Source organism: Sphingobium sufflavum (genome assembly GCF_021403115.1).
In the GTDB taxonomy this organism is placed as follows: Bacteria; Pseudomonadota; Alphaproteobacteria; order Sphingomonadales; family Sphingomonadaceae; genus Sphingobium; species Sphingobium sufflavum.
Map to the genome: position 1 here is coordinate 69,150 of NZ_JAJSSH010000012.1, position 25,566 is coordinate 94,715.

Consider the following 25,566-nt stretch of genomic DNA (forward strand, 5'->3'; position numbering starts at 1 on the left):
TTTCATTGCAACGCACCAATGTAGAGCTTGCCGTTGAAAGGGCTATGACGTCCAGTTCAAGTCGACAATTTTCGAACCGCGACGAAGGGGGGAGCGTCCAAAAGGAAACGTGGGCCGCTATGGCTCGCCGTCGGGAGCCATTGGCAGAGATGTTATTAGCGTTGAACAACAACGTAGTTTCACGGGGCAGCTTGCTGCTGTTTTTTTGCGACCATCAGCCGGCAAGCAAGTTCTCTTTCCCCCCAGCGCGTAGAGAAGGCTTCTGAAACTTCGAACCAACTCCCATCACTACCGGCGCCGTGATGCACACCCATGCACGAGCATTGGCATTCATGCCCCTGGGCATTTTGGCAAGAGGGCGAGCAGATCTCTTGTTCGCGAAATGGCTGGATGACGTAAATGCGACCGTATTTTTTTAGAGCGCGGTTCACGATATCGTTGAACCAAGCTTTCGGTATTTCCCAGAATTTTCGCGACGCGATCCAGATCGGGGTGGTGCGGCGCATGTTCTGCAGCCATCGCCGGTTGTTCTGGTCAAACGGCAAACGAACCCGGAGAAGTTCCCCTTTCCCGGTGCGCCTCAGGATGACGGGGATATCCTCCTGATTCCAGACAGCTTGGATCGATCGTTTCATTTGCGATACGTATAGCAGTTTCGATTGCCTGCGTGAATGCTAGAAGTGGTGCAATTGGATGAATTTCTGTGCTTGCGCACCCACGTAGATGGTGCAGCCTCAGCACTACAAAGGGCAGACCATGCTGAAAGCTACCGAAGCGGAAATTGAAACTGTCCGGGAATATTTTGAGTGGCAGGCGCCTGATCTTCAGGTCGTGTTCCTTCAGAAGGTCTATTCCGAAGCCGTCCTGAACACCCGCCATGACGTGTGGGACATTCATACCAACAAAGACCGCTGGTGGGTCATCACTGGCGGTACGAACCTCTACTCCCAGGCGCAGTTTCCGAACATGGATCTCGCGCTCACCTTCCATATTGGTCTGATACTCCGCATTCCGCGAACCGAGGAACAACAGGAAAATGACCTTCGCGTCCTGCCGTTCAAGCCGGTGCTTGAGAATATGGAGTATGTCGGCGCCGCGATGACACAAGCGCACAATGTTGCGGATTATCAGGCCGTCGGCGTGCGGTGTCGCGAAACCTTGCTTGCGTTAATTGGGGCTGCGCAGGACGCCGCGGTCTGGACGGATGCACCACCGCAACGCGCAAATTTCCGCGCGTGGACCGACATCATCTTTAACGATCTTCTGCCGAGCGAGTCGAATAAGGAACGTCGGGGCGCGATCAAGCAGATGCTCGAATCCGCCTGGACCCTCACCAACTGGCTGACTCACACCAAGTCCGCGACATGGCTCGACGCGGACATGGCGCATGCGTTGACGAAGCAGGCTGTGCAAATGGCAATGACGCAGATCCTGCGCGCGCTGCGTGGTGTCCCCGAGGCGTGCCCGCAATGCGGGTCACCATACTTGGAACCCGAGCATGGCGAGAATAGCTCCGCGCCCGGCGTCTTGTGGGAGCGGCCGGCTTGTACCGACTGCAACTGGACCGGCAGGCCCGTCCCGGTCCTCGACACCGAGGCCGGACGGCCGATCATCATGCGGGAAGGCGAGCAGACCCACGAGCATAGCATCATGACCGTGCCGTTGCGCATGATCGCGAAGCCTGGCGACCCAGTGGTTGCGCCGCTGCAGGATATGGAGACCGGGCCGCCAGAGCATGTCGTATATTTCGCTTACGGATCCAACATGTCGACCGTCCGACTGCGCGAGCGGATGCCAAGCTGCGAGCCGCTCGGCATTGCGACCCTCCCGGGCCATGCTCTGCGATTCCACAAACGCAGCAAGGACAAGTCGGGCAAGTGCAACGCGTTCGCCACGAATGATGGCCAGAGCGTGGTGGGTGTCCTGTTCAGTTTCGATCCCGCCGAGCGCGCGAGGCTCGACCGGGCCGAGGGAGTCGGCCACGGCTATGAGCATGCGACCGTCACAGTCATCAACGGCGAAGGCCGGCGCCGCAAGGTCCTCACTTACCTTGCCAGCCCGGACGCAATTGACGACGCTCTCAAGCCCTACAGCTGGTACAAAGACTTCGTGCTGTCCGGATGCGCCGAGCACGCGCTCCCGGCTGACTATATCGCGGCCTACGTCCAATCTGTCGAGGCGGCGGCAGACCCCGACACGGTGCGCGATGCGAGAGAACGGACGAAGCTCAGTGCCGCCGTCTCATCGGGGTCCGAGCCGCACGGCCTTCCGGTAGCAACGCCTTCGGACTGACGGAGGACGGACGTGGTGTCCAGCACTGCACTCGTCGTTCGACCCGCCAAGAAGGCCCTCCACCACAGCGCCCCGCGACCAGGCCGCCTTGACTGAGACTTCATTTATCGCAACGATCGGCGCAACTACAGGACATAGGCAGGCGATGGTGGGCGGCACAATTTGGAGACGATATGCCCTGTGGCGAGCGTAAAGCAGACCGACCGCATCTCGGAACGAGAAACCGGCGGTTATACGTCGCCAAAGGGTCGTTTCGTCATCCCTTTTCCGGCTAACCATGCTCGCACCATGGTACGAAGCAAAACGCATGAGCAGTGATCATGGCTACAGCGGCACGATCTCTTTCGGCATTTGATCCGGGATTTCTGCAGATGGTTAATCGCGAGCATAAGAACCTGCGAAATAGCAGGAACGCCGACTGCGTGCGGTGCATTATCCTGCTGCAATTCCGCCATTTATCGGGACTACACCATGGCAGACGACAAGACCGCTACCCTCTATCGCATGGTCCTGCCGGATCATGTCTGCCCCTATGGCGTGGCTGCAAAGCAGATGCTGGACGATCATGGGTTCACTACCGATGAGCATATTCTGAAATCGCGCGAGGAGGTGGACGCCTTTGAAGCGGAGCAGGGTGTCGATACGACGCCTCAGATCATGATCGATGGCAAGCGCATCGGAGGATGCGATGATCTCGAAGAGTATCTGGCACAATCGGGGACAGCATGAAGGGTAGCCTGCGGTTGGGATGTTTTGCCCAAACTCCCGATGCTCGGTAATAACAGGGCGGAACGAGCGCCCAGATGGCCTGTTATCCCTTGCGGAGGCGCCGTCTGCCTTTGATTTGCAAAGGCCGACCGCTTTCATGCCCCATCTTCAGTGCGACGTAGCCATCATCGGTGCCGGAACAGCCGGTATCGTCGCCGAACGCAGCGCGCGCCGGCGGGGAGCAAAGACACTTCTGATCGACGATCAGTTTGCGGGTACTACGTGCACAACGGTTGGGTGCATGCCGTCCAAACTGCTCATCGCCGCCGCCGCGGCTGCCCATGCGGCGCGTCGTGCCGTGATATTCGGAATATCCGCGCAGCCGGAAATCGACGGCAGGGCAGTGATGGATCGGTTACGCAAGGAGCGCGACAGGTTCGTGGCGGGCGTCCAGGCGGATATTGCGAAACTGCCGGACGGCGTGAAGCATGTGGGGCGGGCGGCCTTTACCGGCCCTACGATGCTCAAACTGGATGATGGCACGACGGTTTCAGCCAAGGCAGTGGTCATCGCAACTGGCTCCAAGCTATCGATTCCCCCGGCGCTGCGCGATCTTGGGGATCGCCTGCTCACCAATGAGACTATCTTCGAACTGCCCACCCTGCCATCATCAGTGGGTGTGGTCGGGGCAGGGCCGCTTGGCCTCGAACTGGCGCAGGCTCTGTCTCGATTGGGTGTCCGGGTCGAACTGTTCGACAAGGGAGACACCATCGCTGGTCTCAACGATGCAGTGGTGGCGAAGGTGCTGACGACGATATTGGAGGATGACTTCCCCATCCATCTTGGCGTCGATCTTGCGGTAAGCCGGGAGCAGGATGGCATAACCCTGCGCTGGACGGGCGACAGCGAAGGTGAGGGGCGCTTCGATTATCTGCTCGTTGCCGCCGGACGCCCGCCGCAGCTTGACGGACTGGGGCTGGAAACGACGGGTCTCGATCTTGACGAGCATGGGCTGCCGAGCGTCGATCCCGCAACGATGCAATGTGGATCGGCACCAATCTTCATGGCGGGCGATGTGGATCATGCCCGTCCAGTGCTGCACGAGGCGCAGGCCGAAGGCAGCATCGCTGGGCGCAATGCTGCGGCCTTTCCCCATGTCACGCCGACCAGGCGGATGGTCCCGCTGGCGATCATGTTCACCGACCCGCCCATGGCCGTGGTCGGCGCGATGGCGAAGGCGCCGGACGAGGATTTCGTTTGCGGCAGCGCTTCCTATGAAGATCAGGGCCGGGCGAAGGTCTTTGCGACCAACCGGGGCCTCGCCAATATCTATGCCGATCGTCAGGACGGTCGACTGAAGGCTGCCGTCATGGTCGGGCCGGCCGTCGAGCATAGCGCGCATCTGCTCGCTTGGGCGATGGAGCAGGGCATGACAGCGAGCGAGGTGCTCGATATGCCCTTTTACCATCCAACCTATGAGGAAGGGCTGAAGCCTGCCTTCCGTTCGATCTGCAAAGCGGTCAGCGCTCCTGTGTCGGACCGGGACGATGGGTTCGTGCCAGGCACCTGACGGGCGGGGAGGTCGGTTAGCTTCTAGTTGGCCAGGCCCTCGTCCGAGAGAGCCTGTGCAAAGGAGGGAGACTGCTTCAGCCGCTCGAAATAGGTGTCGAGACGCGACGGCAGCGTCAGGCCGACCTTGGTCTTAGCCCACATCAGCATGACGAACAGATAGCAGTCTGCGATGGTCAATGTGTCGCCGACGATGAAGCTGCGGTCACCGAGACGCTCTTCGAGCAGCGCAAACCTCTTGCCCAATATATTGCCTGCCTGTGCCTTGGCCTCGTCAGTGGAATCCGGACTGAAGAAGGGTTTGAAATTCTTGTGCAACTCGGTCGAAACGAAGGCGGTGGTTTCCAGCACGCGCCAATGCGCAAAGCCACCGGACGGCTCCAGTTTCTCCGCCTTGTCCGCGATGAAGCTCAGTATCGCGATATTCTCGGTCAACACCTCGCCATCGTCCAGCCGCAGCGCTGGCACATAGCCCTTGGGGTTGATCTGGCGATAATCCTCGCCGCTGGCTGTCGTCTTGGCCTTGAGGTCCACCTTCACCGTCGTGAAGGGCAGGCCGCTTTCGATCAGCGCGATATGGTCGGCAAGGCTGCACGCGCCCGGCGAGTAATAGAGCTTCATGGCATTCTCCTATGGCAGTTTCTATCAGGCAAGAATCGGTTCTAAGCCCGGCTCGGCCTTGGCCATGGCTGAGCGATAGGCGGGACGCTCTCCGATGCGCGCGAGATAGGCCAGCGTGTTGGGAAGGTCGTCCAGCGGGGTGTTAGTGAAGGCGCGCGACGTGGTCAGCGTGTAAACCATCATGATGTCGGCCAGCGAAAGATGCTGCCCGCCAAAGAAGGGCGCTTCTGCGAGACGTTGCTCCATGAAGGTCTGGCTGCGGACCATACGGTCCTGGACGAACGGCACAGCGTCTGGCTTGCTGCCCGCCAGGGTCAGGGCCAGCCCCATCATCTTGGTCGTCATGTAGGTTGCGTTGGACCAGTGAAACCAGAACAGATGATCGGCATAGTCCGGGTCGGACGGGTCGGGGGCAAGTCGTCCATTGCCATATCGAACATTGATATATTCGCAGATGGCGGCACTCTCGCCCAGCACCAGATCACCATCGGTGATGACTGGCGCGATACCCATGGGATGCAGCGCCTTATAGTCATCCGGTGCCAGGCGAGTGTCGGCGCGCCGCTCGTAGCGCTTGAGATCATAGTCGATCCCCAGCTCCTCGCACAGCCAGACGATGCGTTCGGACTGGGAGAGCCCCAGATGGTGGACCGTAAGCACTGAACTTGTCATCCGCTTCCGCCTCAGGCTGTGAAAGATGCGAACGGTCACGGAAGCGGGCCAGTTCCGCAGCTGGTCGCAAGTCGTACTTTGTCACTCGGAAACGATGAGTTTTGCGGGTCAATAGCGGCGGGTCTGCACCTGACGTAGGGAAAGCCATGGCTAAGTGTCGCCTGAGGGTCGTTTGCATCAACGTCGCCGTCGCACAGAAAGAAAAAATCTCATCATCTCCCGCGATGCGTCCGGCCCGGAAGGATCGGTAAAGGAACCTCCATGTCCTCCCGACCAACCATGGCCACCGCCATGCACGGTCCAGTCCTCCAGGAGAACATCACCGGCGCTGGATTTATGTATCTTGCGGGTGAAGCTCCTCCCTTTGTCGGAGCGCCCGCCCACGGATCGCGTGACCAGCGGGCCGGAATGCGACCGCTCCAGATCGCGAAGAAAGGCGCTGGCATTGGATGGATGCACCACTCGGTCCTGATCGCCGTGGAAAACGATGGTGGGGATGGGACGCGTAGCCGTTGTCGCAGGCCGGGTCTGTGTATCTCCTCGCATCGCGGAAATCGCGGCTCTTATGGATCGGACATTGCCACGGGCAACGCCGGAATGAACCCCGACTGCCATGAAAAGCTCTCGATAGACCGCGCCGATGGTTGCTGCCGCGGCTCCTCCTGCGGAAAGACCTGCAATGTAGATACGGGCCGGATTGGCACGGCCGAGCGCGATGGCATGGTGGGTAAGGGCAGCGATGACAGCCGGTTCCCCTCTGCCTCGCACCTGATGAGCGGGATTATGCCAATTCCAGCATCGGGCGAAGTTGGCACTGTGCGATTGCTGCGGATAGAGGACGAGAAAGCCGAGTTCGTCGGCGAGGATGTTCATGCCGGTGCCCGAGGCGAAATCCGCCGCCGATTGCGAGCAGCCATGAAGCATTACGACGAGCGGCATGCGTCGGCGAGGTGAGCCTAGCGGCGTGTAGAACTTATACGTCAGCGCGCCATGAGCACAGCGGAACTCATCGGTGATGAAGCTGCCCGGTGGGGGCCGCCGGGGGCGACTATGGGAGACCTTTCTCGTCTTTGGCTTGCTGGTCGGCCTACGAACTGGGCGGCCGGGCGGGGCTATTGCATCGCCAAGGGCAAAGGCTGCGGAGAGGGGCCGCGCCTTTCGCGTCAGTCGGGCGGCCTTGAGCAATGTCTTGAACAGGTCGGCCATACTGTCCCCGCATCCGGCGTCCGAATACAAACGACTGGCCATCTTTATCGATCCTGATGGAAATCGCCTTCCTTGCCGTTCCAACGTTGGGTAGTTGATCGGCCGCCTGCCTCTTCGCTATGCCGGGCCAATGACCATTGCATCCAGCGCCCCTTCGCGCCTCGCCCATCTCCTGACCCTCTCGTTACTCCTGGCACCGATCCCCGCTGCGGCTAAGCAGCCGCGCAAGGTTGCAGCGGCCAGGTCCGGCTCATCTACGGTCGCGGCGACGACAACCATTATCGCGCTACCGCTCAATCCGACGCTGCCAGCCGGGCAGCGTCTTCGCACGTCGAAGGCGGCGGACGAACCGGGCTATGTGATGCTCCGCCCCGGGTCCGGCGCCCTGCCGGGCAAGGCCGATTATGTGCTCGTCAACTATATCGGCTATCTGGCTGCAACCGGCGTCGTGTTCGATCAGGGCATGCAGTCCGCCTTTCCGGTGAATGGCGTGATCCCCGGCTTTTCCAAGGGGCTGCAAATGCTGGCGAAGGGCGGTATCGCCCGCTTTTGTATTCCCGCTGCGATGGGATATGGCGCGCGAGAGACGGGCACAATCCCGGCAAACGCCGACCTGGTGTTTCAGGTGGAACTGGTCGATTTCAAGACCGCCGCGGAAGTTGAGGCAATGCGCAAAGAGAGTGCCGCCGAACCGGCCGATCAGCCGGGCGCTACTTCGCCGCGGTAGGAGAGCGTGCGATGCGATAGGGGCCGATGCGCACAGGCAACATCCGCCCCTTCCAGCTAGGCCGGATGCACCCATCGTCGAGCAATTGGTCGATGGCGGCGTGGACGGCGGCCATCCAATCGCGCCAATCCGTCTTATTACCAATCGCTCTCGCCACTTCACTGGGGCAGATAGTGGCGTCCGGTGCCCGTTCGGCTAGCAGCGCCATAGCCATATGGCGCGCTGCGTCCATGGCTTCAGGGCTGATCACGGTCTTCCGGCCGTTCCGAAGAGGTCGCTGGCTCCAGCGTCCGATTGCGTTGCAGAGTGCGTGCAACCAGCGAACAGAGCGCGGCCCATGTCGCACCGACGCACCATCCCGCAATGACATCGCTGGGCCAATGCACGCCGAGATAAACCCGCGACGCCCCGATGGTGAGCGTCAACGCGATGGCGACGGCCAGCAAATAGATGCGGACATGCCGCCCGCTTTCGGCCCTGGCCAGCAAGGCCCCCAGAGTGAGATAGGTGATCGCCGAGTTCATGGCATGGCCGCTTGGAAAACTGCTGCTGTTCACCTCGACCAGATGGGTGACGAGACCGGGACGCGATCGCGCCACCACATCTTTCAGCAGGACGCTCAAGATCGCGCCGCCTGCTGTGGCGGCAATGACGAACGCGGCGGTTCCCGCCTTGCGGGATGCGAAGAGGTAACCGGCGGTGAGTATGGTGATGAGCGTGAGGATAGTGACGCCGCCCAGCGCCGTCATGTCGATCATCGCGCCCCTGAGCCATGCGGGGCCGATCGGCAGCGTCGTGTTTGTGGGGCTGCGCAGGCCCGTCAATATCTGTCGGTCCAGAGCGAAGCTGTCGCCTTCCACCACTTCTGACGCCAGCTTTAGGAAGATGAAGCTAAAGGCTGCCATTATCAGGAAGCTGAACAATATGCGGCTATCGACGCGATGGCCTTTCAGGAAAGCTGGAACGGACATGTGGGCGCTGGTCTCTGGATATGTGATTGTCTTGCGGGATAACGCACGACTATGACTATATAGCCGCGATGAATTCCTTATCCTCATCACCCGATATTGCCGATACCCCGCAGCGCGCCGATGACGAACCCGACTTCGTAGTGGTCGATGTCGAGACGTCCTGTGCGCGCGTCAGCAGCATATGCCAGATCGGTATCGTGGGGTTTAGGGATGGGCGGGAGGTCTTCGCCTATGAGACGCTCGTCGACCCGCGCGATGAGTTTTCGCTTTTTAACATCGGCATCCATGGGATCACGGCGGAGGATGTTGCCGGCCAACCGCCGTTTGGCGACATTAGCGACATCGTCTCCGGGCATATCAGTGGGCGGATCACCGTCGCCCATTCCTCCTTCGACAAGGGCGCCCTTGCGGCGGCCTGCCGCGTAGCGGATCGCGAGATGATCGAGACCCGCTGGCTGGACAGCGTGCGGGTTGCCAAAAGGGCATGGCCGGACCTGCCAAGTCATCGGTTGAATGCGCTGGCCCGCTTTCTGGGTCTCAAGCACCGCCATCATGACGCGCTGAGCGATGCGCGGGCGGCAGGCATGGTGATCCTCAGAGCCATCGAGCATACCGGCATCGATCTGGCGGGGTGGATGGCCACACCGCGCCAATCCGCCGCGCCGACGCCCGCCGCATCGGGACCGCTGAAAGGAGAGCGCGTTGCGATCCTCGGCGAAGCGCGCGATGGCAGGCTCGCTCATCTCATCGCGCAGGCGGGCGGGCAGGTGGTCTCGTCCGTGGGTCTCAAGACGACGATGCTGATCGTCGCCACCTGCCAGCCCTATGGTCGCTTCGTGGCCACTAGCGCGCCCTACCGCAAAGCGGGGGCGCTGATCGAGGCAGGCAAGCCGATCCTCATCCTGACCGAAGAGATGCTGCGCGCAACCCTGTTCCTCCAGCCGGTTTCCGTGCGGCCCTAGCCGTTCGGATAACGAGCGCGTGATCGCATAGTCCTCGGTCAGATCGGCACAGACCTTCTCGTATGGACGCGCTCGAAATACATAGTTCCAGATAAATGAAGGTCCGCTCGCAAAAACTCATATTCGACCGCTGAACGGCCGTAACGGGTCGGACAGGTAGGAAGCTTATTTTTTCCCTCCAAGCTATCAACCCAGTTCACCACGACCGCCTCAGCCCCGGTCCCGCTACCTCCCCGCGAGCAGCGCGCGTTCGAGCCGACAGATACCAGGCAACGTTCGTGCGCAAAGGGGCAGGTCTGCCATTTGACGCTGCCATAACCGCCGGTGCCGACCGTTCCCATCCAAGCGAAACAAACAGCACCCATATTCTTGCCTCAGGCCAAGCTTTCACGGGCTGGCCTTTGACAGATACGAACCTTGCTGTTGGCAAAAGGTCCGTCAGTTCAGCGATTTCACCATGAGGCGCTCCAGTCGTTCGGCAAAAGCGCGCGGATCGGCGGGTGGCTGCCCTTCTGCGATACGCGCTTCGTCAAGCAGCAGGAAGGCAAGGTCGGTTCGCTCCTCATCGCTCGCTCCGGTCTGGCCCAGCTTGGCGATCAGCATATGGCTGGCATTGACCTCGAGCACCGGCTTCGCCCTCTCTGGCGCCTGTCCGGCAGCTGCCAGCATTCGTTCGAGTTGCAGGTCCATCGCGGTTTCCGACGCGACAATGCAGACGGCGCTGGTTGTCAACCGGTCGGACACCCTAACGTCGGAAACCTGATCGGCCAAAGCGTCCTTGGCAAAGCTGATGAAGCTGCTCACATCCTCGTTCGGTGCATCCGCCGCTGTGCTGCCTTCAACCGGCGGGATCAGGCTGAGGTCGGTCGCACCCTGGGTCACCGACTTGAAGGGCTTGCCGTCATAATCCATACCAACTGTTGTCCAGAAGCTGTCGACCTGGTCGGGGAGCAACAGAACCTCGATCCCACGCGCCTTGAAACCCTCAAGCTGCGGCGATTGGGCAATGCGATCAAGATCAGTCCCGGTCGCATAATAGATGGCGGTCTGGTTGTCCTTGAGGGAGGTCGCATAGTCCTTGAGTGAGCGCCATTCGCCGTTCGACGTGCTGGTCTTGAACCGGGCCAAGCCCAGCAATTGCTCGCGGCGCTCGAAATCCTCATAGAGACCTTCCTTGAGCACCGCCCCGAAGTTCTCCCAGATCGCGCCATAGCGGTCTGCATCGCTGGTTGCGATCTTGTCCAGCTCCGACAAGATGCGGTTGCTCACGCCCTTCTGAATTGTGGACAAGACGGGGCTGTCCTGGATCATCTCGCGCGACATGTTGAGCGGCAGGTCAGCGGAATCCACAAGACCCCGCGCGAAGCGCAGGTACCGAGGCAGCATTTCTGCCTCGTCGGTGATGAAGACGCGGCGGACATAAAGCTTGATCCGACCCTTGCGGTCGGGATCGAACAGGTCGAACGGCTTGGTTTCAGGAATGAAGATCAGCACAGAATATTCGTGCCGCCCCTCCGCGCGATAGTGGAGTGTCAGCGCAGGCTTGTCGAATTGGCCCGCGACGCTGCGGTAGAAGTCGGCATAATCCTCTTCGCTGATATCCGACTTCGCCTTGTTCCAAAGTGCTGCCCCATCCGCGACTTGCCGCTCTTCCTCCTCGCTGCCCAGCTCCTTGATGAAGATGGCCACGGGGACATGGCCAGACTGCGCCTTCACGATCCGCTCGACCGTATAACGCTCTGTATAGGTCTTCGCATCGTCGAGCAGATGCAGTGTGACCCGCGTGCCGCGCGCTGGCGCCTGCGCAATGTCGATTGGTGCGATCGTGTATGTTCCGAGGCCGTCCGACGACCAGCTGGCGGCCTCATCAGTCCCCGCACGCCGCGACACGACATCGACATTCCCGGCCACCATGAAAGCGGAATAGAAGCCGACACCGAACTGGCCGATCAACTGCTGGCCCTCACCATTCTTGTCAGCGGTCAGCTTGTCCATGAAGGCCTTGGTCCCCGACCGCGCGATCGTGCCCAGCGTCTCCCCCATGTCGGCGGCGCTCATGCCGATACCGTTGTCCTCGACGACGATTGTTCCGGCTTCCTTGTCGAGCGTCAGCGTGATGCGCGGCTGTGGATCCTCGCCGAACAGGGCTGGATCGGCAATTGCCTCAAAGCGCAGCTTCTCGCACGCGTCGGCGGCGTTGGAGATCAACTCGCGCAGGAATACGTCCTTGTCGGAATAGACCGAGTGCACCATCATGTGCAGCAACTTGGAAACATCTGCCTCGAAGGCATGAGTTTCAGGGGCGCTCACGGTGTCGGTCGTCATGGGTCTTGGCTCTCTCATATGGCAGACTGTGCGACGGTCAGATGGATCGAATGCGATTTCCATTCAAGAGGTGGGCTTAAAAGCTCTGCCCCTCTTGACCCTGCCTGTTAAAAGCGGCGCCCGCCAAGCATGCCCTCGCTCCCTTTGTTTCACAGCAACCTTGCGCAGGGATTTCTCGACCTCACTGCAAAATAGGCATCGCCACATTGCCTACCTCATTCAATACAATGAGGCTAATTGCCCCTTTCACCAGCACATCACGCGCCCTATCTGCTGCGCATGTCCCTTGCCGAAATCGATCAATGGATCGGGAAGACGCTCTTCATCCCTCCGATCATCAAGCTATGCCAGATCACACGGCAATCGCAGTTTGCCATGTCGCGCCTGTTCTGGTTCGCTGCGGCGTGTGACGGCCTCTACAGGTCTGACACGCTGGTCCAGTCAATCTTCTTCGGTATCATCTGCATCTTGGCAATGCTGACGGCGGCACTGCGGGCTGATTTTCCAACACAGAGCATGATGCCCTTCCGACTGTTCTCAGTGGGCCTCCTGATTTTCGATCTCATGGAGGGGATCGCCAAGGGCGATCTGACGGGCGCGGAGTTCTGGATTTTCGTGCTGTTCGCTGAATATGCCTCGACCATCATGACGATCCCGCCAAGTCAGAAAGAGCAGCGGAGACAGGTGGGTTCTGCGGACCGATCGTCGGGCGCAATATAGTCAGGCCACAGGCTGCCACCGTCGTGGATCGGCCTAGCGCGACGATGTGGATATGCTCGCCGCTTTCCAGACAGACCGCAACCGGCCAGTCTCGAAAGGTGCTGTCAGGTTAGCTGACGGTCCGCTCCTGGGGAGCGAAATTTGACCGCTGAACGGCTTATATGGGTCGTCCGCGTCAGGCTGGATGCGGAAAAGGCATTCCAGCGGGCTTGCAGCGGGCTTCCAACTTTGACGAATGATGGGCGTCTAGTACCCAATAGTGGTCAGGCCGCTTCCAAGCCTCCGGAATTGGAGCCTCAGGGGCTGCAACGGGTTTACTGGCTCTTAATTCGCCCCATTGCTTCCCTGATTGCCTGAGCCAATATGGCTTGTCCAAACGGTTTGCCGAGGCGGATAATGCGCTGTTGGGCACCCGTCGGCACGTCGCCATAACCGCTAGCCAATATGATTGGCAGGTCAGCCCGAATATCGGTGGCATGGTCGGCCAGCTCGATGCCGGTCATATTCGGCATAGCGAGATCTGTGATAAGAATGTCTATATCGGGATTATCGCGCAACAGATCGAGTGCTTCCTCCCCCGAATTGCCTTCCAGAACCTCGTGGCCCAGATCTTCCAGCAGTGCGGCGGTATTCATCAGGATCAGGCTATCGTCGTCCACCGCCAGTATCTTGAGCCGCTGGGCGTGCGACGGAAGTTCCGGTTTTGGAGCGACAGAGACGGCACCCCTCACATCACCTCCGGCGACAGGAAGCCACAAGGTTGCTGTGGTGCCTTTCCCCACGGCGCTGGCGAGGGTGAATATGCCATTCAATTGTTTGGCGAGACCGTGAATCATCGATAGGCCAAGGCCTGTCCCTTTCCCAACGCCCTTCGTTGTGAAGAAAGGCTCGGTCGCACGCTTGAGGGTCTCCGGACCCATGCCTTCGCCGGTATCGATCACCGACAGACCGACATAGGCACCTGCTGCCAGACCGGCGATATCCCCCTCAGCAACACGGCGATATTCCGTCGTTATCCGGATGATGCCCCCTCCCGGCATGGCATCGCGTGCGTTCACGGCGAGATTGAGAAGCGCCATCTCCAGCTGGTTCGTGTCGGCCACTATTTGCGGCAGATTGGTCTGAAAAGACAGGTCGAGCGACCATGCCGGCCCGAGCGTTCGCTCGACCAGATCGCGCATGCCCTCGATCAGTGCATCCACGCCGATACGTTCGGACGTCAGATCTTGCCTGCGGGCAAATGCCAGCATCCGCTGGGTCAGTGCCGCACCGCGGTGAGCGCCCTGAAGCGCATTGTCGATCAAGCGATACAAAGCGGGATCGGCGGGCACGCGCTTTCTCAGCAATGTCATGCTGCTCATGATGGCCATGAGAAGATTGTTGAAGTCATGCGCGATGCCGCCGGTAAGTTGCCCGACGGCTTCCATCTTTTGCGCTTGCCTCAACGCCTCTTCCGCCTGCTGGCGGATGGCGACTTCCTCTTCGACCCGGCTTTCCAGCGTATCGTTCAGGTCACGCAGGGCCGCTTCCTGCTCCTTGGCCTGGGTCACGTCATAGATAACGCCTATCAGCCGATAGCCTGCGCCTTCCCTAATGACCTCGCCGCGGCGCGCGATCCAGCGTAATGCGCCATCGTCCTTACGGACGATGCGGAACTCTGCGTCCAGACTATCGGGAATGCAGCCTTCACGCGGGCCGGGTATAAGGGACGGGCCATCCAGTTGGAGAACGCTGTTGATCGTTTGCGCTGGCAGAACATTGGCGGGATGCAGGCCGAGCAATCGGCAAAACTGGCGGGAGACGGTCGCCGTCGCATAGCCGTCGATATATTCGAACGTGCCGATACCCCCGGCGGTTTGCGCGATGCGGAGATGTTCCTCTGTACGCTTGCGTTCGGTGACGTCCACCAGCAGCCCGGTAAAGCGTATGGGTTCGTCGTTTGCGTCGAGGTGGCTCTGACCGCGGCCGTGCATCCATAGCGTCGTGCCATCCGGCGTGACGACACGGAACTCCTTGGAAAAGAGTTCGGCACCAGCCAATATTCCAGCGACTGCGATGCGGATGCGCGCGCGGTCATCCGGGTGGATGGCTTGAAAGAAGGAACGGGTGGGCAGGTCTTCAGAAGCGGCTTGTGACCCGAGGCCATAGAGCTCCGCGAAATGCGTGTCGATGCGCAGGCTGTCTGTGACGATATCCCAGTTCCAGGTGCCACTGGCCCCGGTCGTTGTCATCAGCCCGCCGATAGGGTCTGTCTTGGTCATGTTGGTCAGGCTTCATCCCCGACGACGCGGATGATGAACTCTTCCAGCAACTCTTTCAACGTCGCGAGGGCGGGAAGATCCATAATCATGGCGATATAGCCGCGAATGTCCCGGCTCCGAACCGCAAAGTCGATGTAGAGGAACAGGACGAGACCGCCTGTTGCCCTGTCCTCGCCAACGTCGAACAAGCTGGCGCCGGACCCTCGCACGACTTCGGGGATCGTCATCGTCAGCGACCGCTTAAGCATGTTCGCCATGGTCGCAAGGCAGGAGTTGAGGATGACGTTGCCGGTTTCGGCCAGTGCCTCATGTTCCAGATCCAACACATCCTGCGCCGACAATTCGCCGCCGGTGACTGCGCGAACCAGTTCCAGACTGTTCGTCTCCGGAAAGATCAGCAGCGCACGTCCTGAGAAGGGGCCGGAGAAATCCTGACATACGGCCACCAATTCGCTGACCTCGCGCTCGCTGATGAGCCGTGCGGCGCGATGCTGGCTGACGACTTCGATGGACGGGACCGAGAGCAGCACCTGTTCGCCGATCATCTTGCGCAGGCTCGATGCCGCGCGGCTCACGCCGATATTGACGATCTCAGTAAGGGCGTCCCGCTCCAGTTCCGCCAGCGTTACGCTCTCGGGGATCATGTATTTTTCGATCTGAAGCGGAGAGCGGCACCTGAAAGGAAGGGTTCCAGAGTATCGGGAGTCACGGGCTTTGCAACGAACGCTGCGCCGATCTCTCTCGCACGCGTGATGATTTCGTCCTGAATATTGGCGGTGATGATAGCAATGGGCATGTCGGGCAGGAGAACGCGCAATTCGTTCGCGAGTTCAAGTCCATCCTTCTCCGCCATGTTGAAATCGATCAGCGCGACATCGGGGGATTGATGGTTGATGAGTTCGAGAGCCTGCGCGGCGCTGCCTGCCTCGATCTTCTCCCAGTGCGGCTGCAACTCCGCGAGCGCCTTGCCAGCCACAATTCTTGCAAGTTTGCTGTCATCAACGATCAGAACGGTAACAGGCATAGGATACTCCAGAGTCGTCCACCTTTAGGCCTTCGACAAGCGCAATGCTGCTAGAAAGATTTTGCACCGGTGTCGCTGTTCCAAATCAGACTTCTGAAAATATTTTGGGACAGAAATAGGGATGCATCCGCACCCATGATCTCAGGCTTGAGCGCCAGCAGGATCTGAAGGACGGCCATGTGAATTTTTTGCACCTTCTCCACCGATACACTGGCATCGGGCTGCTCCTGAAGGGCGAGCAGGAGGGTTTCGGCATCCTCCACCGAACAGCGCCCCTCCAGCAAGATCGTGCGGCCGTCGATACGGACACTCATGAGGCGAGCTCCGGCAGGTCGAGGACAAGGAGGACGCTGCCGTCACCCAACAGGGCGGAGCCGATCACGCCCCGCGCGGAGGCGAGCACGCCGGTGGCTGGACGGACGACGGTGTCGATGCGTTCGCCAAACCCATCGACGCGCAGCGCCACCCGCTCGCCGCTCGACTGGGTGATGAGCAGCTTGGCATACGGCCCTTCGACGCCGCGCAGATGCAGCAGGGCCGCCAGATCCAGCAATGGAATAGTTCTGTCGCGCAATACGCAGGCCAGTCCGCCGCCAACTGGCATCAAGGCGGCGCGGTCAACCCGGACGGTTTCCAGGACCTGATCGAGCGAGACGCCATATCGCTCCGGTCCGACCTCCACCACTAGCAGCCGGGTGGTGAGCGCATTGGCTGGAAGGTGCAGAGAAAAGCGCGTGCCCTTGCCGATGATGCTTTCGATCTCGACCGTTCCGCGCAATCTGGCGACGGCTGCCTGAACTGCGTCCATACCCACGCCCCGGCCGGAGACTTCCGTGAGGGTCGCAGCGGTGGAAAAGCCGGGCAGGAGGATGAGGCGCAATGCGGCGGCGTCGCTGAGGGCGGCAGCGGCCTCTTGTGTGATGAGGCCGCGTGCTATGGCCGTCTGACGGACGCGATGGGGGTCGATCCCCGCGCCATCGTCGCTCAACGTGGCGATGACCGTGTCGCCGCTCCGCTGGAAGGACAGGCTGATGCTACCGTCCCGATCCTTGCCGACCGCGCGCCGTTGGTCCGGCGTTTCCAGCCCATGGTCGATGGCGTTACGCAGGAGGTGGAGCAGCGGCTCGAACAGGCCGTCAGCGATTTGCTTGTCGACCTCCAGCGTCTCTCCTGTAATGGTTAGAGTCACCGCCTTGCCCAAACTGTCCGCCGTCTCGCGAGCGATGCGCGGCAAGCGGCGCAACGCGGGCGCCAACGGCACCATCCGAACGGCGCTGAGATCGCGATGGAGCTTGCCGGCTGCGCGCTCGATACTGGCCTGCACCGACCGGATGGTCAGCGCGAGTGCCCGGTCCTGTTGTTGGGCGGTGTCGGCGAGTGGAGTGAGAGAATTGATTGCGACGATCAGGTCGCCCAAACCATCCGCCATGGCATCAAGGCGCGCAGAATCGACGCGCAACATCCGACTTTCGCCATGACTTTCGCTGGCTTGTCTTACGGCTTCCACTGGAGCAATCGGGGCGAATTGCACCTGATCCGGCTGCAGGCGAAAGGCGGCGCGCACCACGTCCAGCGATGCTGCACTTAACCCTTCGAGAATGGAGAAGCAGGAGAAGGCTTCAATCGCCTTGCTCGCGGGCCATGCGCCGTCCACCGGCAGGATCGCGAGTGCGACCATGTCAGGGACAGCCTCCACCACCGACAGCGGATCCTCGCCGCGAAAAAAGCAGGCCGGGTCTGGTGTGTAGCGAAAGGCGGTGAGGGGCGCGTTCGCCTGCGCAATGGCACTGGCCTCCCGCACCATAAGCGTCGCGATCCAGTCCGCCGGATCGTCCGGGGTAGGCGCGGCTGGCGTGTCCTCGCAGGGTGTGGCGGTCAGCAGTGCGGCAATCCGCTCGCTGACACCCTGCGCGTCGCCGGGAAGCGCACCCTGCCGTTCCATGTCATCGATCCAGCGGTCGGTCTGGTCAAGGCAGGCGAGGAGCGCCGTCACAGCATCTCCGTCAAGCGGGTTCGCGCCCTTGCGCGCGCGCTCCAATATATCTTCGGCGGCATGCAGCAATCGTTCGGCGGGCTGCATGGCGAACAGCGCCACCGATCCCTTCAACGTGTGGAATGCGCGAAAGGCGCTGTCGATCGCGGCTGCGTCCTGCGGATCATGGGCGAGCGCTGCCAGGTCATTGCCGCCCTGCGCGACAAGCTCGCGCCCTTCGATCAGAAATTGTTCGAGCAGTTCGTCCATCACGCCTTACGATAGACGATTGCGTCGGCAAGGCGAGCAAGAGTGAAGCGATCCGAAATCCGGCCCATGGATTCGCTGTGGCCGAGGCAGATATAGCCGCCCGGATTGAGCCTTTCGTAGAGATTGTTCGCAGCCTGCAGGCGCGCGGCGTCGTCGAAATAGATGAGCAGGTTCCGGCACAGGATCACGTCGAATGTACCAAGGCCGGTCATGGTCATGGGGTCGATGATATTGGCGGGCGTAAAGCGGACGGATTCGCGAAGGTCCTGAATGATCCGGCGGTGATGGCCGCGCTGCATCTCGAAATAGCTTTCGCGCACGGCATCGGGCAGGCGGGCCAGCGACCGTTCGGTGAAATGGCCCTGCACAGCTTTATTGAGGGCAGCGGTGTCGATGTCCGACCCGACGATCTCGACATTATAGGCGTCGACCAGCGGCCAGTTTTCCAGCAGCCAGATGGCGATGGAATACGCTTCCTCCCCCGTCGAGCAGGGCATGGACCAGATGCGGACAAGGTCGCCGGGCCGTTTCGTCCGAATGACATCGGGAAGGATGTCGCGGGCGAGCGCGGCGAACTGATGGTCCTCCCGGTAGAAATAGGTTTCGTTGATGGTGAACGCGTTTATCAGCGCCTCCCGCTCCGCTGTGTGGCTGCCCAGAAAGCCCAGATAAGCTTTAATGTTGGTATGGCCGCTACGCTTCATCCGCTCGGCTATGCGCCGTTCGATATAATAGCGCTTACTCTCGCCGAAGATCATGCCGGTCCAGCGATAGAGAAGCTCTCCGACGCGCGCGATGTCTTCGCTGGTCAGGGGGGGCGGATGAAGGCCTGCGCTGTCCTGACTTGTCACTGGCCAAGAAGCGCCATGAGATGGTTCGGGATCTCGTCGAGCGGGCAGACGCTGGTCGCGCCGCCCCGGTTCACCAGCGCGCCAGGCATGCCCCATACGACGGCTGTGCTCTCCGCCTCGGCGATGGTCAGGCCGCCCTCTTGCTTGATCCTGCTCATCGCTGCTGCTCCGTCATGGCCCATGCCGGTCATCAACACCCCGACCAGCAGATTGGGCGCAATCAGACGCAGGGCAGATTCGACGAGCCGATCAACGCTGGGGTGCCAGAAATGGTCCGGGCTGCTGGGAGCTGGCATGGCGACGAGAGCGCTCTGCCGCCGCGAGAGGATCAGGTCCGCATCGCCCTTGCCGATATAGGCATGGCCGGGAAGCAGCGGGGTGGTGCGGTCAACCTCCTGGACGGTCAGCGCACACATCCGATCGAGGCGTCGCGCAAGCGGTCCGGTGAAGCTCGCGGGCATATGCTGGGCGACGACGATGGGCCAGGGGAAGTCGCCCGGCAGTTCGCCCAGCAAGGCATCTAGCGCCGGTGGACCGCCGGTCGAACAACCGACGAGGACGAGGCCATCGCCGGACAGGGCCGTTAAGGGAGGTAGCGCGCGTGGGGAAATTGCCTTGCGCGGGGGGCGTGCGGGATTCGCCAACTCTCCGCCAGCCGCCGCGCGGACGCGCTCACGCAGGCGGGTGGCGCGCGAAATGCGGGCTTTGGACGCTGCACGGACCTTATCCACCAGGGCTGCAGATATGGTGTCGATCTCCAGCGACACAGCGCCCTTGGGCTTGGCGATGAAGTCGACCGCACCCAGCGCCATGGCCTCCAGCGTTTCTTCGGCACCTTCTGCGGTCAGGGCAGATACCATGACGACCGGGCAGGGACGCACCAGCATGATGCGGTCGAGACAGGCCAGCCCGTCCATCTGCGGCATGTGAATGTCGAGTGTGATGACGTCAGGCGCGAAGCTGGACAGCTTCTCGAGCGCCTCCGCCCCATTACGCGCGACCTCGACTTCGAAATCCCCCGCCAATGCGAAGATTTCCGTCAGAAGGCGCCGCATCAGCGCGCTGTCGTCGACGATCAGTAATCGGGTCACGCCGGTTTCGCCGCGCCCTTCCTGCCAAGGCGGGCGAGCAGATCCTGTTCCGCGCGGTCGAGCAGTTCACGCGGGTTGACGATCAGCACAAGCCTGTCCCGCCCATCGACTTCGGCGACCCGTTCGAACAGGCGACCCGTCGCCGTATCGCCTTGAACACCGAGATCGGGCGCATCGCTGAGCACGCTGGCGGGAAGGTTGACCACTTCGGACACGGCATCCACGATGAAGCCGGCGGTGAGGGTGCCGATCTGCACCACGACCACACGCGGCTTTGCACTGGTGGTCGGGATGCCGTTGAACCGCTGGCCTTGGTCGATCACGGGGATCATCTTGCCGCGCGCATGCATCACGCCCTGCACGAAATCGGGCGCCTTCGGCAGAGGCGTGAGCCGGGAAGGCAGGGCGGCGACTTCCTCCACCGCCCCGATCGGCAGGCCGAAATGCTCCTCCCCGATGCGGAAAAGCAGGAAGCGTTCGCTCTGTGCGTCCATCGCATCGTCTGCCATGACATGCTGTTCCTTCAGATCGCCTTGCAGCAGCTTTGCGGTGATGTCGTCGCGCAGCAACATATCCGGGGCCAGCACGGACAGAAGCCGGGTGCCGCCCTCCATCCGGCAGATGGCCTGGATCCGGGCCTCGGCGCCGTTACGGTGTAGCGCCTGCGGTACAGGGTCGATGGCGCTCTCCGCCACACGCTCAATGGATCGAATGGCATCGACCACGATGCCTACGCGATGCGCGCCGATGCGCACCACCACCACGCGGGACCGGCCGGTGAAGGCGGCGACGGGGAGCGAGAGCAGGGCGGCGAGCGACAGCAGGGGCAGGACGGCACCCTGCGCCGTCATGCTGCCCACCACCACCGTGTCGGCATGCGGCAACAGGGCTATGGAGGCAGGCAGGCGCAACACTTCCTCGATCGCGGAGAGGGGCAGCGCGAAATCCTGTCCACCGGCGATGAACGTCACCAGCGGGAGGGTGTCATCTTCGGCGTCATGCTCCCCCGTAGGTGCAGCGATGGCGCCGCCGCCCGACCTGCGGGTTCGCCGTTGCATCATCGCCTTACCCATCAGCGCAGCGACGTCGATCTGGTGGAGCGACGCGGCTTCCGCCTCGCCGACCACCTGCGATACGCTGGTCACGGCGAGGCCTACCGGGCCGTCAGCATCCACCACGACGATCCGATGCGTGGCGGCGTCGCCCAAGTTCAGCAGCGTCGCGAGCGATATGACCGGAACCGCCGTGCCGCGCATATTGGCGACGCCGAGCAGTGCATCGGGGGCATGGGGCACGCGGGCGATCCGCGGCAGAGGGGCGATCTCCTGCACCAGCGCCGCAGACACCGCCATGCGCGTCTCGCCGACGCTGAACGTCAGCACTTGCGCATGCAAGATAGGCGCGGATGCCAAGGGTTCAGGCGTCCTGAACGGCGAGGGCGGTTGCAATTGAGGCGATCTCCTCGATCGCCGCGGCCAGCGCTTCCGCCCCCTGCGCCTGCTGCCGGGCGGCTGCGCTGGCTTCGCGCGCGGCGGATGCGGCGATGTCCGCTGCCTCCGCAATCTGCCCGGTGCCGCTTTGCACTTCGCGTGCCGAGCGGAGCATGTCGTCCGCGCTGGCAAGGATCGCGCTGTTCGATCCCTGTGCCGCTTGCAGGTCCGCCACGACCAGTGTGAAGCGCTCGACCATTACCCGGTTGCGAGCAATCTCCGCCTCCGCCGCACCGACAACCTGATCGAGATCGCGGCGCACCGCGATGATCTGATCCTGGATCAGGCGCACGATGTCCTGCGTCCGGTCGGCGCTTTCGGCGGCATCGCGCGACAGCTTGCGGATGTCGCTCGCCACCGTCGCAAAGCCGCGACCGGCTTGCCCCGCCCGCGTAGCCTCGACCGCGCCGCTTACCGCCAGCATGTTCGTCTGCACGGACACCAGCGCCAGCCCATTGGTGATTTTCTCGATCTGACGGCTGCTGCCGTTGAGGTCGGACAGGAGGGACAGCACCGCATTGATCTCCGCCAGCGCGGACGCGACGCCGTCAACCAGCCGTTCGATCATCGCCCGGCCTTCATCCACCGTCAGGACGATAGCACCGATCTTGGCATTGGCAGCGTCGGCGCGGGACTGTGCCAGTTGCGCCGACTTCTCGATCTGGGCCATGGCGGCATTGGCCTGTAACGTCGCGGATGCCTGGATCTGCGTTCCCCGGCTGATCTGTTCCAGCGCGACCAAGATCTGACCGGATGCGCCGGACAGTTCCTGCACGGTCGCGGACAGTTCCTCGGCAGCGGCGGCCACCTGCTCCACGACAGCGGCCCGGCCCTCGGCGGTTTGTAGTTGCTCGGTCAGTTCGCCCAATGCTTCGGCGGTCTGCTGGCTCTGCTCCAGCGAGGCGCCCTGTTGCTCGATCGCCTGCTGGGCTTCGGCGGCGGCGGCGGATTGCTCCTCGGCGGCGCTGGCGACCTGCTCCGCGCCGCGCTCGGCTTCGCGGGTCGCGCTTTCAGCCTCGACTGTCGTCTGCACGATCTCCTGCGTACCTGTGTTCAGCGCGGCCAGTTCCTCTCGTGCGGTCTTCAGTCGGGCCACCACCTCATGGCCCAGTTGCGCCTCTTTCGTCGCCAGTGCCGACGATGCCCGTACCTTGTTCGCTACCCGCTTGATTTCCTCGACGATGCTGGCGGCCAGCTTACGAATGTCGCTCGCGCCGACTTCCGAACTTTCCGCCAGAGCGCGAACCTCGTCCGCCACGACGGAAAAGCCTGTGCCCGCGTCGCCCGCCCGCGCCGCCTCTATGGTGGCGTTGAGCGCCAGCAGGCTGGTCTGGTCGGATACGTCCGCCACATTCGCGCCAATGCCGTCGATGCTTTCCGCGGCCTGCTCCAGTGCGGCGATCAGCGTGACGGTCGAAAGCTGGCGCTGAGCGCTGAGTTCGATGGCCGATACCGAACCTTCGATCTGGGCGCTGATCTCTATGAAGCTGGTCTGCACGGCTTCGGTCTGACGGCGTGAATCCTCGGCCTGCCCTCGTGCATCACGGAAGTTCGCGCCCAGAGCAGCAATGAGACCAAGCGATTCCTGCGCGGCCCCGGCCGCCTCTTCCGCTCCACTCGAAATCTGGTCCATGGACCGCTGCAATTCGGATGCGGCGGCGGATGCTTGGCCGAGGCCGCTCGCCAGTTCCTGCGTCGCCTGATCGATGCGTTCGATTGCGGAAACAGGCTTTGCCCGAGCGGACGTTTTGCGCCGCGCCGTTACAGGTGCCGGTGGCGTGTCACTGGCTTGCTGCGTATCGACGGGCTTGGAGCGTGAACCCAAGGTCGACTTCTTTACCAGCGCCATAGGGCCTCGCTTCTCCACAGATTTTGACGGGTGATGAGAATTCAGCCGTGGCGCGGGACGGGGAGCTTGTAAATAGGAGATGGTACATGCGGTAGCCCAATTATCTATAAGGCAACCGGTAATTTGCGCGCTGTGCAGATATTGCTCGGGCATACAAAAATCGAGAGCACGGTCCGATATCTCGGCGTCGATGTTGACGATGCGGTTGCGCCGGCGGAGGGAACCGAAATTTGAATGTGGCTTGCTCCCCGCGAAAGTGAGGAGCCCGACCGGGGGGCGCACAAAGTCCGCTATCGGGTGTTGTTAGAGCAGAAGAGCAGACAGTCAGCACCTGAGAACGGAAAAAGCGACGCTGAGCGTCCGGGAAGGGTCGACTGGCGACCGGCAAGTCAAAGAGCATCGTAACCGTTCCCGTCCGGGTCACGCCCATGCCGTCGGTCAAGCATCCGCATGGCGGGAGTGACCGTCAAGCCGTGCAGCAGGATTGACAGCAAAGCCACCAAACCCACAATCGCCCATAGCCGAGCTCCCTCATCAATCTGCAGATGGTTGAGACCGTACGCGAGATAATAGAATGATCCCACGCCCCGGATCCCGAAGAAAGCGATTGTTCTCTTCTCCGATTGACTCGCCTTGAACCTTGTCAGCGCTATCATGCCGAACAGCGGCCGAACCACCAGCAGGATCGCCACCGCCGCCGCCACGTCGATCCACTGAAGCGGACGGAACAGGCCATTCACAAGCGCGCCGCCAAATAACAGAAGCAGCGCCATCATCGCCAGCCGTTCCACCTGCTCGGTTAAGTCGTGCATCTGCCGATTGAATTCATGATCCCGATGAGAGCGGCGCAGCGTTAGCGCGGTTACGAACACGGCTAGGAAGCCATAACAGTGCAAGAGCTCGGTGAGACCGTAGGACACGAACGTCGCGGAGATCGCGACCAATCCGTCGCCGGTCTTGGACAATCTCGTGTCGGCAGGAACGTGGAAGGTGAGCCACCCAAACAGACGGCCGATCAGCCAGCCACCCAGAACGCCAGCGAAAATTTCCCACAGGACATTGTGCATTAGCCATTGTGCCGCCCAAGGCTCGCCAGTCGTTGTTGCCAAACCCAGAGCGATGGCGAGATGGACGAATGGGAATGCGAAGCCGTCATTCAGCCCCGCCTCGGACGTGAGTCCGAAACGCACTTCGTCCTCCTCGCCAGTCTTGGGCGGGCCCACCTGAACGTCGGAGGCAAGCACGGGGTCGGTGGGCGCCAGGCTGGCCGCTAGTAGCAGTGCCGCAACCCACGACAGGCCGAGCCACCACCCTCCGATGGCCGTGATAGCGAGGATGCCCAGCGGCATAGTGACAGCCAACAGGCGCCAGGTGATATTCCATTTTCCCCAGCTGAACGGTCGGTCAAGTTTTAGGCCGGCTCCCATCAAGGCAATGATCACAACCAGCTCAGTGAAGCGCTCGGTCACTTCGGGGTAGGTGAGTGGCAAGGGCTGCAGCGTGACTGCCGGCACTGAGAATATAGCGACGCCAATCCCGATGCAGACGATGGGCAGGGAGAGGGGGAGCCGTTTGAGGACCAGGGGGAGCCATGCGACCAGCGCTATCATCAGCCCGGCGCCGGTCAGAATGAGAATATACGGGTCAGGCGCTGAGATAACTTGCTGCATCGGCTGTGAACGACGCAGCCGCCTCATCGGCTACATGACGCGCGTAGGGACGCCAATTTTCGTAGAATTAGTCGACAGGCAAGGTCCGTTTTCTAGTCGTAGCTCGAATACTGGATGGGCCGCACCTGGAAACGGAAAATTGGCGGCTGAAGGACAGCACAGCATCGAGGCTGGGCATGGCGTTTCACCTTTTTTGTGAATTCGCCGCTTCCCCCTCGACCTCTATCGCGCCAGCGTCATGTCATGAGGGCGAACACACCTTTCCTGCTGATAATTAGACAGAATTTCAAGGGGATACCTTTAAAGAAAATTAAC

Annotated in this window: 23 protein-coding genes and 1 pseudogene; 7 read left to right on the forward strand and 17 right to left on the reverse strand. The window is 61.5% G+C overall.

Translation table 11 applies throughout. The annotated features are described in order from the left end of the window. Nucleotides 1–179: 179 nt before the first annotated feature. Nucleotides 180–635, reverse strand: a complete 456-nt coding sequence (locus tag LWE61_RS16500) for a hypothetical protein (RefSeq protein ID WP_234151745.1) — start codon at nucleotides 633–635, stop codon at nucleotides 180–182. A gap of 121 nt (nucleotides 636–756) precedes the next feature. Here LWE61_RS16500 and LWE61_RS16505 point away from each other — a divergent pair, with 121 nt between their 5' ends. From LWE61_RS16505 to LWE61_RS16515, 3 genes are all read left to right on the forward strand, one after another. Next, the gene (locus LWE61_RS16505) at nucleotides 757–2,292 is read left to right on the forward strand and encodes a gamma-glutamylcyclotransferase family protein (protein WP_234151746.1); all 1,536 of its coding nucleotides are present in this window, start codon (nucleotides 757–759) and stop codon (nucleotides 2,290–2,292) included. 471 nt (nucleotides 2,293–2,763) lie between these two features. Next, on the forward strand, nucleotides 2,764–3,021 hold the full coding sequence (locus LWE61_RS16510) for a glutaredoxin (RefSeq protein ID WP_234151747.1): 258 nt from the start codon (nucleotides 2,764–2,766) through the stop codon (nucleotides 3,019–3,021). A gap of 136 nt (nucleotides 3,022–3,157) precedes the next feature. Beyond that, nucleotides 3,158–4,570 carry a dihydrolipoyl dehydrogenase gene (locus LWE61_RS16515; RefSeq protein ID WP_234151748.1) on the forward strand — a complete coding sequence of 471 codons (1,413 nt, stop codon included), beginning with the start codon at nucleotides 3,158–3,160 and terminating at the stop codon, nucleotides 4,568–4,570. Nucleotides 4,571–4,593: 23 nt separating this feature from the next. Here the strand turns inward: LWE61_RS16515 and gstA are convergent, their stop codons facing one another. The 3 genes from gstA to LWE61_RS16530 all read right to left on the reverse strand — a co-directional run bounded on the left by gstA (nucleotide 4,594) and on the right by LWE61_RS16530 (nucleotide 7,068). Continuing rightward, nucleotides 4,594–5,190, reverse strand: a complete 597-nt coding sequence (gene gstA / locus LWE61_RS16520) for a glutathione transferase GstA (protein ID WP_234151749.1) — start codon at nucleotides 5,188–5,190, stop codon at nucleotides 4,594–4,596. Between the two features lie 24 nt (nucleotides 5,191–5,214). Then, nucleotides 5,215–5,862, reverse strand: a complete 648-nt coding sequence (locus LWE61_RS16525) for a glutathione S-transferase family protein (protein ID WP_234151750.1) — start codon at nucleotides 5,860–5,862, stop codon at nucleotides 5,215–5,217. Nucleotides 5,863–6,039: 177 nt separating this feature from the next. After that, complete coding sequence (locus LWE61_RS16530; protein WP_234151751.1) at nucleotides 6,040–7,068, reverse strand: extracellular catalytic domain type 1 short-chain-length polyhydroxyalkanoate depolymerase; 1,029 nt, start codon at nucleotides 7,066–7,068, stop codon at nucleotides 6,040–6,042. A 94-nt stretch (nucleotides 7,069–7,162) separates the two neighbouring features. On the opposite strand from LWE61_RS16530, the gene LWE61_RS16535 reads away from it, so the two are divergent. After that, nucleotides 7,163–7,795: an FKBP-type peptidyl-prolyl cis-trans isomerase gene (locus tag LWE61_RS16535; RefSeq protein WP_234151752.1), complete on the forward strand. Its 633-nt coding sequence runs from the start codon at nucleotides 7,163–7,165 to the stop codon at nucleotides 7,793–7,795. Here the strand turns inward: LWE61_RS16535 and LWE61_RS16540 are convergent. After that, the gene (locus tag LWE61_RS16540) at nucleotides 7,779–8,027 is read right to left on the reverse strand and encodes a DUF3253 domain-containing protein (protein ID WP_234151803.1); all 249 of its coding nucleotides are present in this window, start codon (nucleotides 8,025–8,027) and stop codon (nucleotides 7,779–7,781) included. The genes LWE61_RS16535 and LWE61_RS16540 overlap by 17 nt on opposite strands. Nucleotides 8,028–8,031: 4 nt before the next feature. After that, on the reverse strand, nucleotides 8,032–8,766 hold the full coding sequence (locus tag LWE61_RS16545) for a phosphatase PAP2 family protein (protein WP_234151753.1): 735 nt from the start codon (nucleotides 8,764–8,766) through the stop codon (nucleotides 8,032–8,034). Between the two features lie 68 nt (nucleotides 8,767–8,834). On the opposite strand from LWE61_RS16545, the gene LWE61_RS16550 reads away from it, so the two are divergent. Continuing rightward, the gene (locus tag LWE61_RS16550) at nucleotides 8,835–9,728 is read left to right on the forward strand and encodes an exonuclease domain-containing protein (RefSeq protein ID WP_234151754.1); all 894 of its coding nucleotides are present in this window, start codon (nucleotides 8,835–8,837) and stop codon (nucleotides 9,726–9,728) included. A gap of 438 nt (nucleotides 9,729–10,166) precedes the next feature. Here the strand turns inward: LWE61_RS16550 and htpG are convergent, their stop codons facing one another. Next, nucleotides 10,167–12,053: a molecular chaperone HtpG gene (htpG, locus tag LWE61_RS16555; RefSeq protein ID WP_234151755.1), complete on the reverse strand. Its 1,887-nt coding sequence runs from the start codon at nucleotides 12,051–12,053 to the stop codon at nucleotides 10,167–10,169. 237 nt (nucleotides 12,054–12,290) lie between these two features. Between htpG and LWE61_RS16560 the strand changes: the two genes are divergently transcribed. Next, the gene (locus LWE61_RS16560) at nucleotides 12,291–12,773 is read left to right on the forward strand and encodes a hypothetical protein (RefSeq protein WP_234151756.1); all 483 of its coding nucleotides are present in this window, start codon (nucleotides 12,291–12,293) and stop codon (nucleotides 12,771–12,773) included. A gap of 314 nt (nucleotides 12,774–13,087) precedes the next feature. Here LWE61_RS16560 and LWE61_RS16565 read toward each other — a convergent pair whose 3' ends face one another. The 9 genes from LWE61_RS16565 to LWE61_RS16605 are packed head-to-tail and all read right to left on the reverse strand — an operon-like array spanning nucleotide 13,088 to nucleotide 23,581. Beyond that, nucleotides 13,088–15,034, reverse strand: coding sequence for a hybrid sensor histidine kinase/response regulator (locus LWE61_RS16565; RefSeq protein WP_234151757.1), 1,947 nt, complete (start codon nucleotides 15,032–15,034; stop codon nucleotides 13,088–13,090). A gap of 5 nt (nucleotides 15,035–15,039) precedes the next feature. After that, nucleotides 15,040–15,678, reverse strand: a complete 639-nt coding sequence (locus LWE61_RS16570; RefSeq protein WP_234151758.1) for a chemotaxis protein CheX — start codon at nucleotides 15,676–15,678, stop codon at nucleotides 15,040–15,042. Beyond that, nucleotides 15,675–16,058 (reverse strand): response regulator, encoded by a 384-nt coding sequence (locus LWE61_RS16575; protein ID WP_234151759.1) that lies wholly within the window; start codon nucleotides 16,056–16,058, stop codon nucleotides 15,675–15,677. Before LWE61_RS16575 ends, LWE61_RS16570 begins: the two co-directional genes overlap by 4 nt. Nucleotides 16,059–16,108: 50 nt before the next feature. Continuing rightward, complete coding sequence (locus LWE61_RS16580) at nucleotides 16,109–16,372, reverse strand: hypothetical protein (RefSeq protein WP_234151760.1); 264 nt, start codon at nucleotides 16,370–16,372, stop codon at nucleotides 16,109–16,111. Further along, complete coding sequence (locus tag LWE61_RS16585) at nucleotides 16,369–18,300, reverse strand: chemotaxis protein CheA (RefSeq protein WP_234151761.1); 1,932 nt, start codon at nucleotides 18,298–18,300, stop codon at nucleotides 16,369–16,371. The genes LWE61_RS16580 and LWE61_RS16585 overlap by 4 nt, the downstream gene beginning before the upstream one ends. Further along, nucleotides 18,300–19,151 (reverse strand): CheR family methyltransferase, encoded by an 852-nt coding sequence (locus LWE61_RS16590; RefSeq protein WP_234151762.1) that lies wholly within the window; start codon nucleotides 19,149–19,151, stop codon nucleotides 18,300–18,302. The genes LWE61_RS16585 and LWE61_RS16590 overlap by 1 nt, the downstream gene beginning before the upstream one ends. Then, nucleotides 19,148–20,242: a chemotaxis-specific protein-glutamate methyltransferase CheB gene (gene cheB, locus LWE61_RS16595; RefSeq protein WP_234151763.1), complete on the reverse strand. Its 1,095-nt coding sequence runs from the start codon at nucleotides 20,240–20,242 to the stop codon at nucleotides 19,148–19,150. Before cheB ends, LWE61_RS16590 begins: the two co-directional genes overlap by 4 nt. Further along, nucleotides 20,239–21,624, reverse strand: a complete 1,386-nt coding sequence (locus LWE61_RS16600; protein ID WP_234151764.1) for a chemotaxis protein CheW — start codon at nucleotides 21,622–21,624, stop codon at nucleotides 20,239–20,241. The genes cheB and LWE61_RS16600 overlap by 4 nt, the downstream gene beginning before the upstream one ends. 34 nt (nucleotides 21,625–21,658) lie before the next feature. Continuing rightward, complete coding sequence (locus LWE61_RS16605) at nucleotides 21,659–23,581, reverse strand: methyl-accepting chemotaxis protein (protein ID WP_234151765.1); 1,923 nt, start codon at nucleotides 23,579–23,581, stop codon at nucleotides 21,659–21,661. 99 nt (nucleotides 23,582–23,680) lie between these two features. On the opposite strand from LWE61_RS16605, the pseudogene LWE61_RS16610 reads away from it, so the two are divergent. After that, a pseudogene (locus LWE61_RS16610) lies at nucleotides 23,681–23,815 on the forward strand (tyrosine-type recombinase/integrase); the annotation flags it as partial. A 155-nt stretch (nucleotides 23,816–23,970) separates the two neighbouring features. Here the strand turns inward: LWE61_RS16610 and LWE61_RS16615 are convergent. Next, a complete protein-coding gene (locus tag LWE61_RS16615; RefSeq protein WP_234151766.1) occupies nucleotides 23,971–25,251 on the reverse strand; it encodes a cation:proton antiporter in 1,281 nt (426 codons plus the stop codon). Between the last annotated feature and the right edge of the window lie 315 nt (nucleotides 25,252–25,566).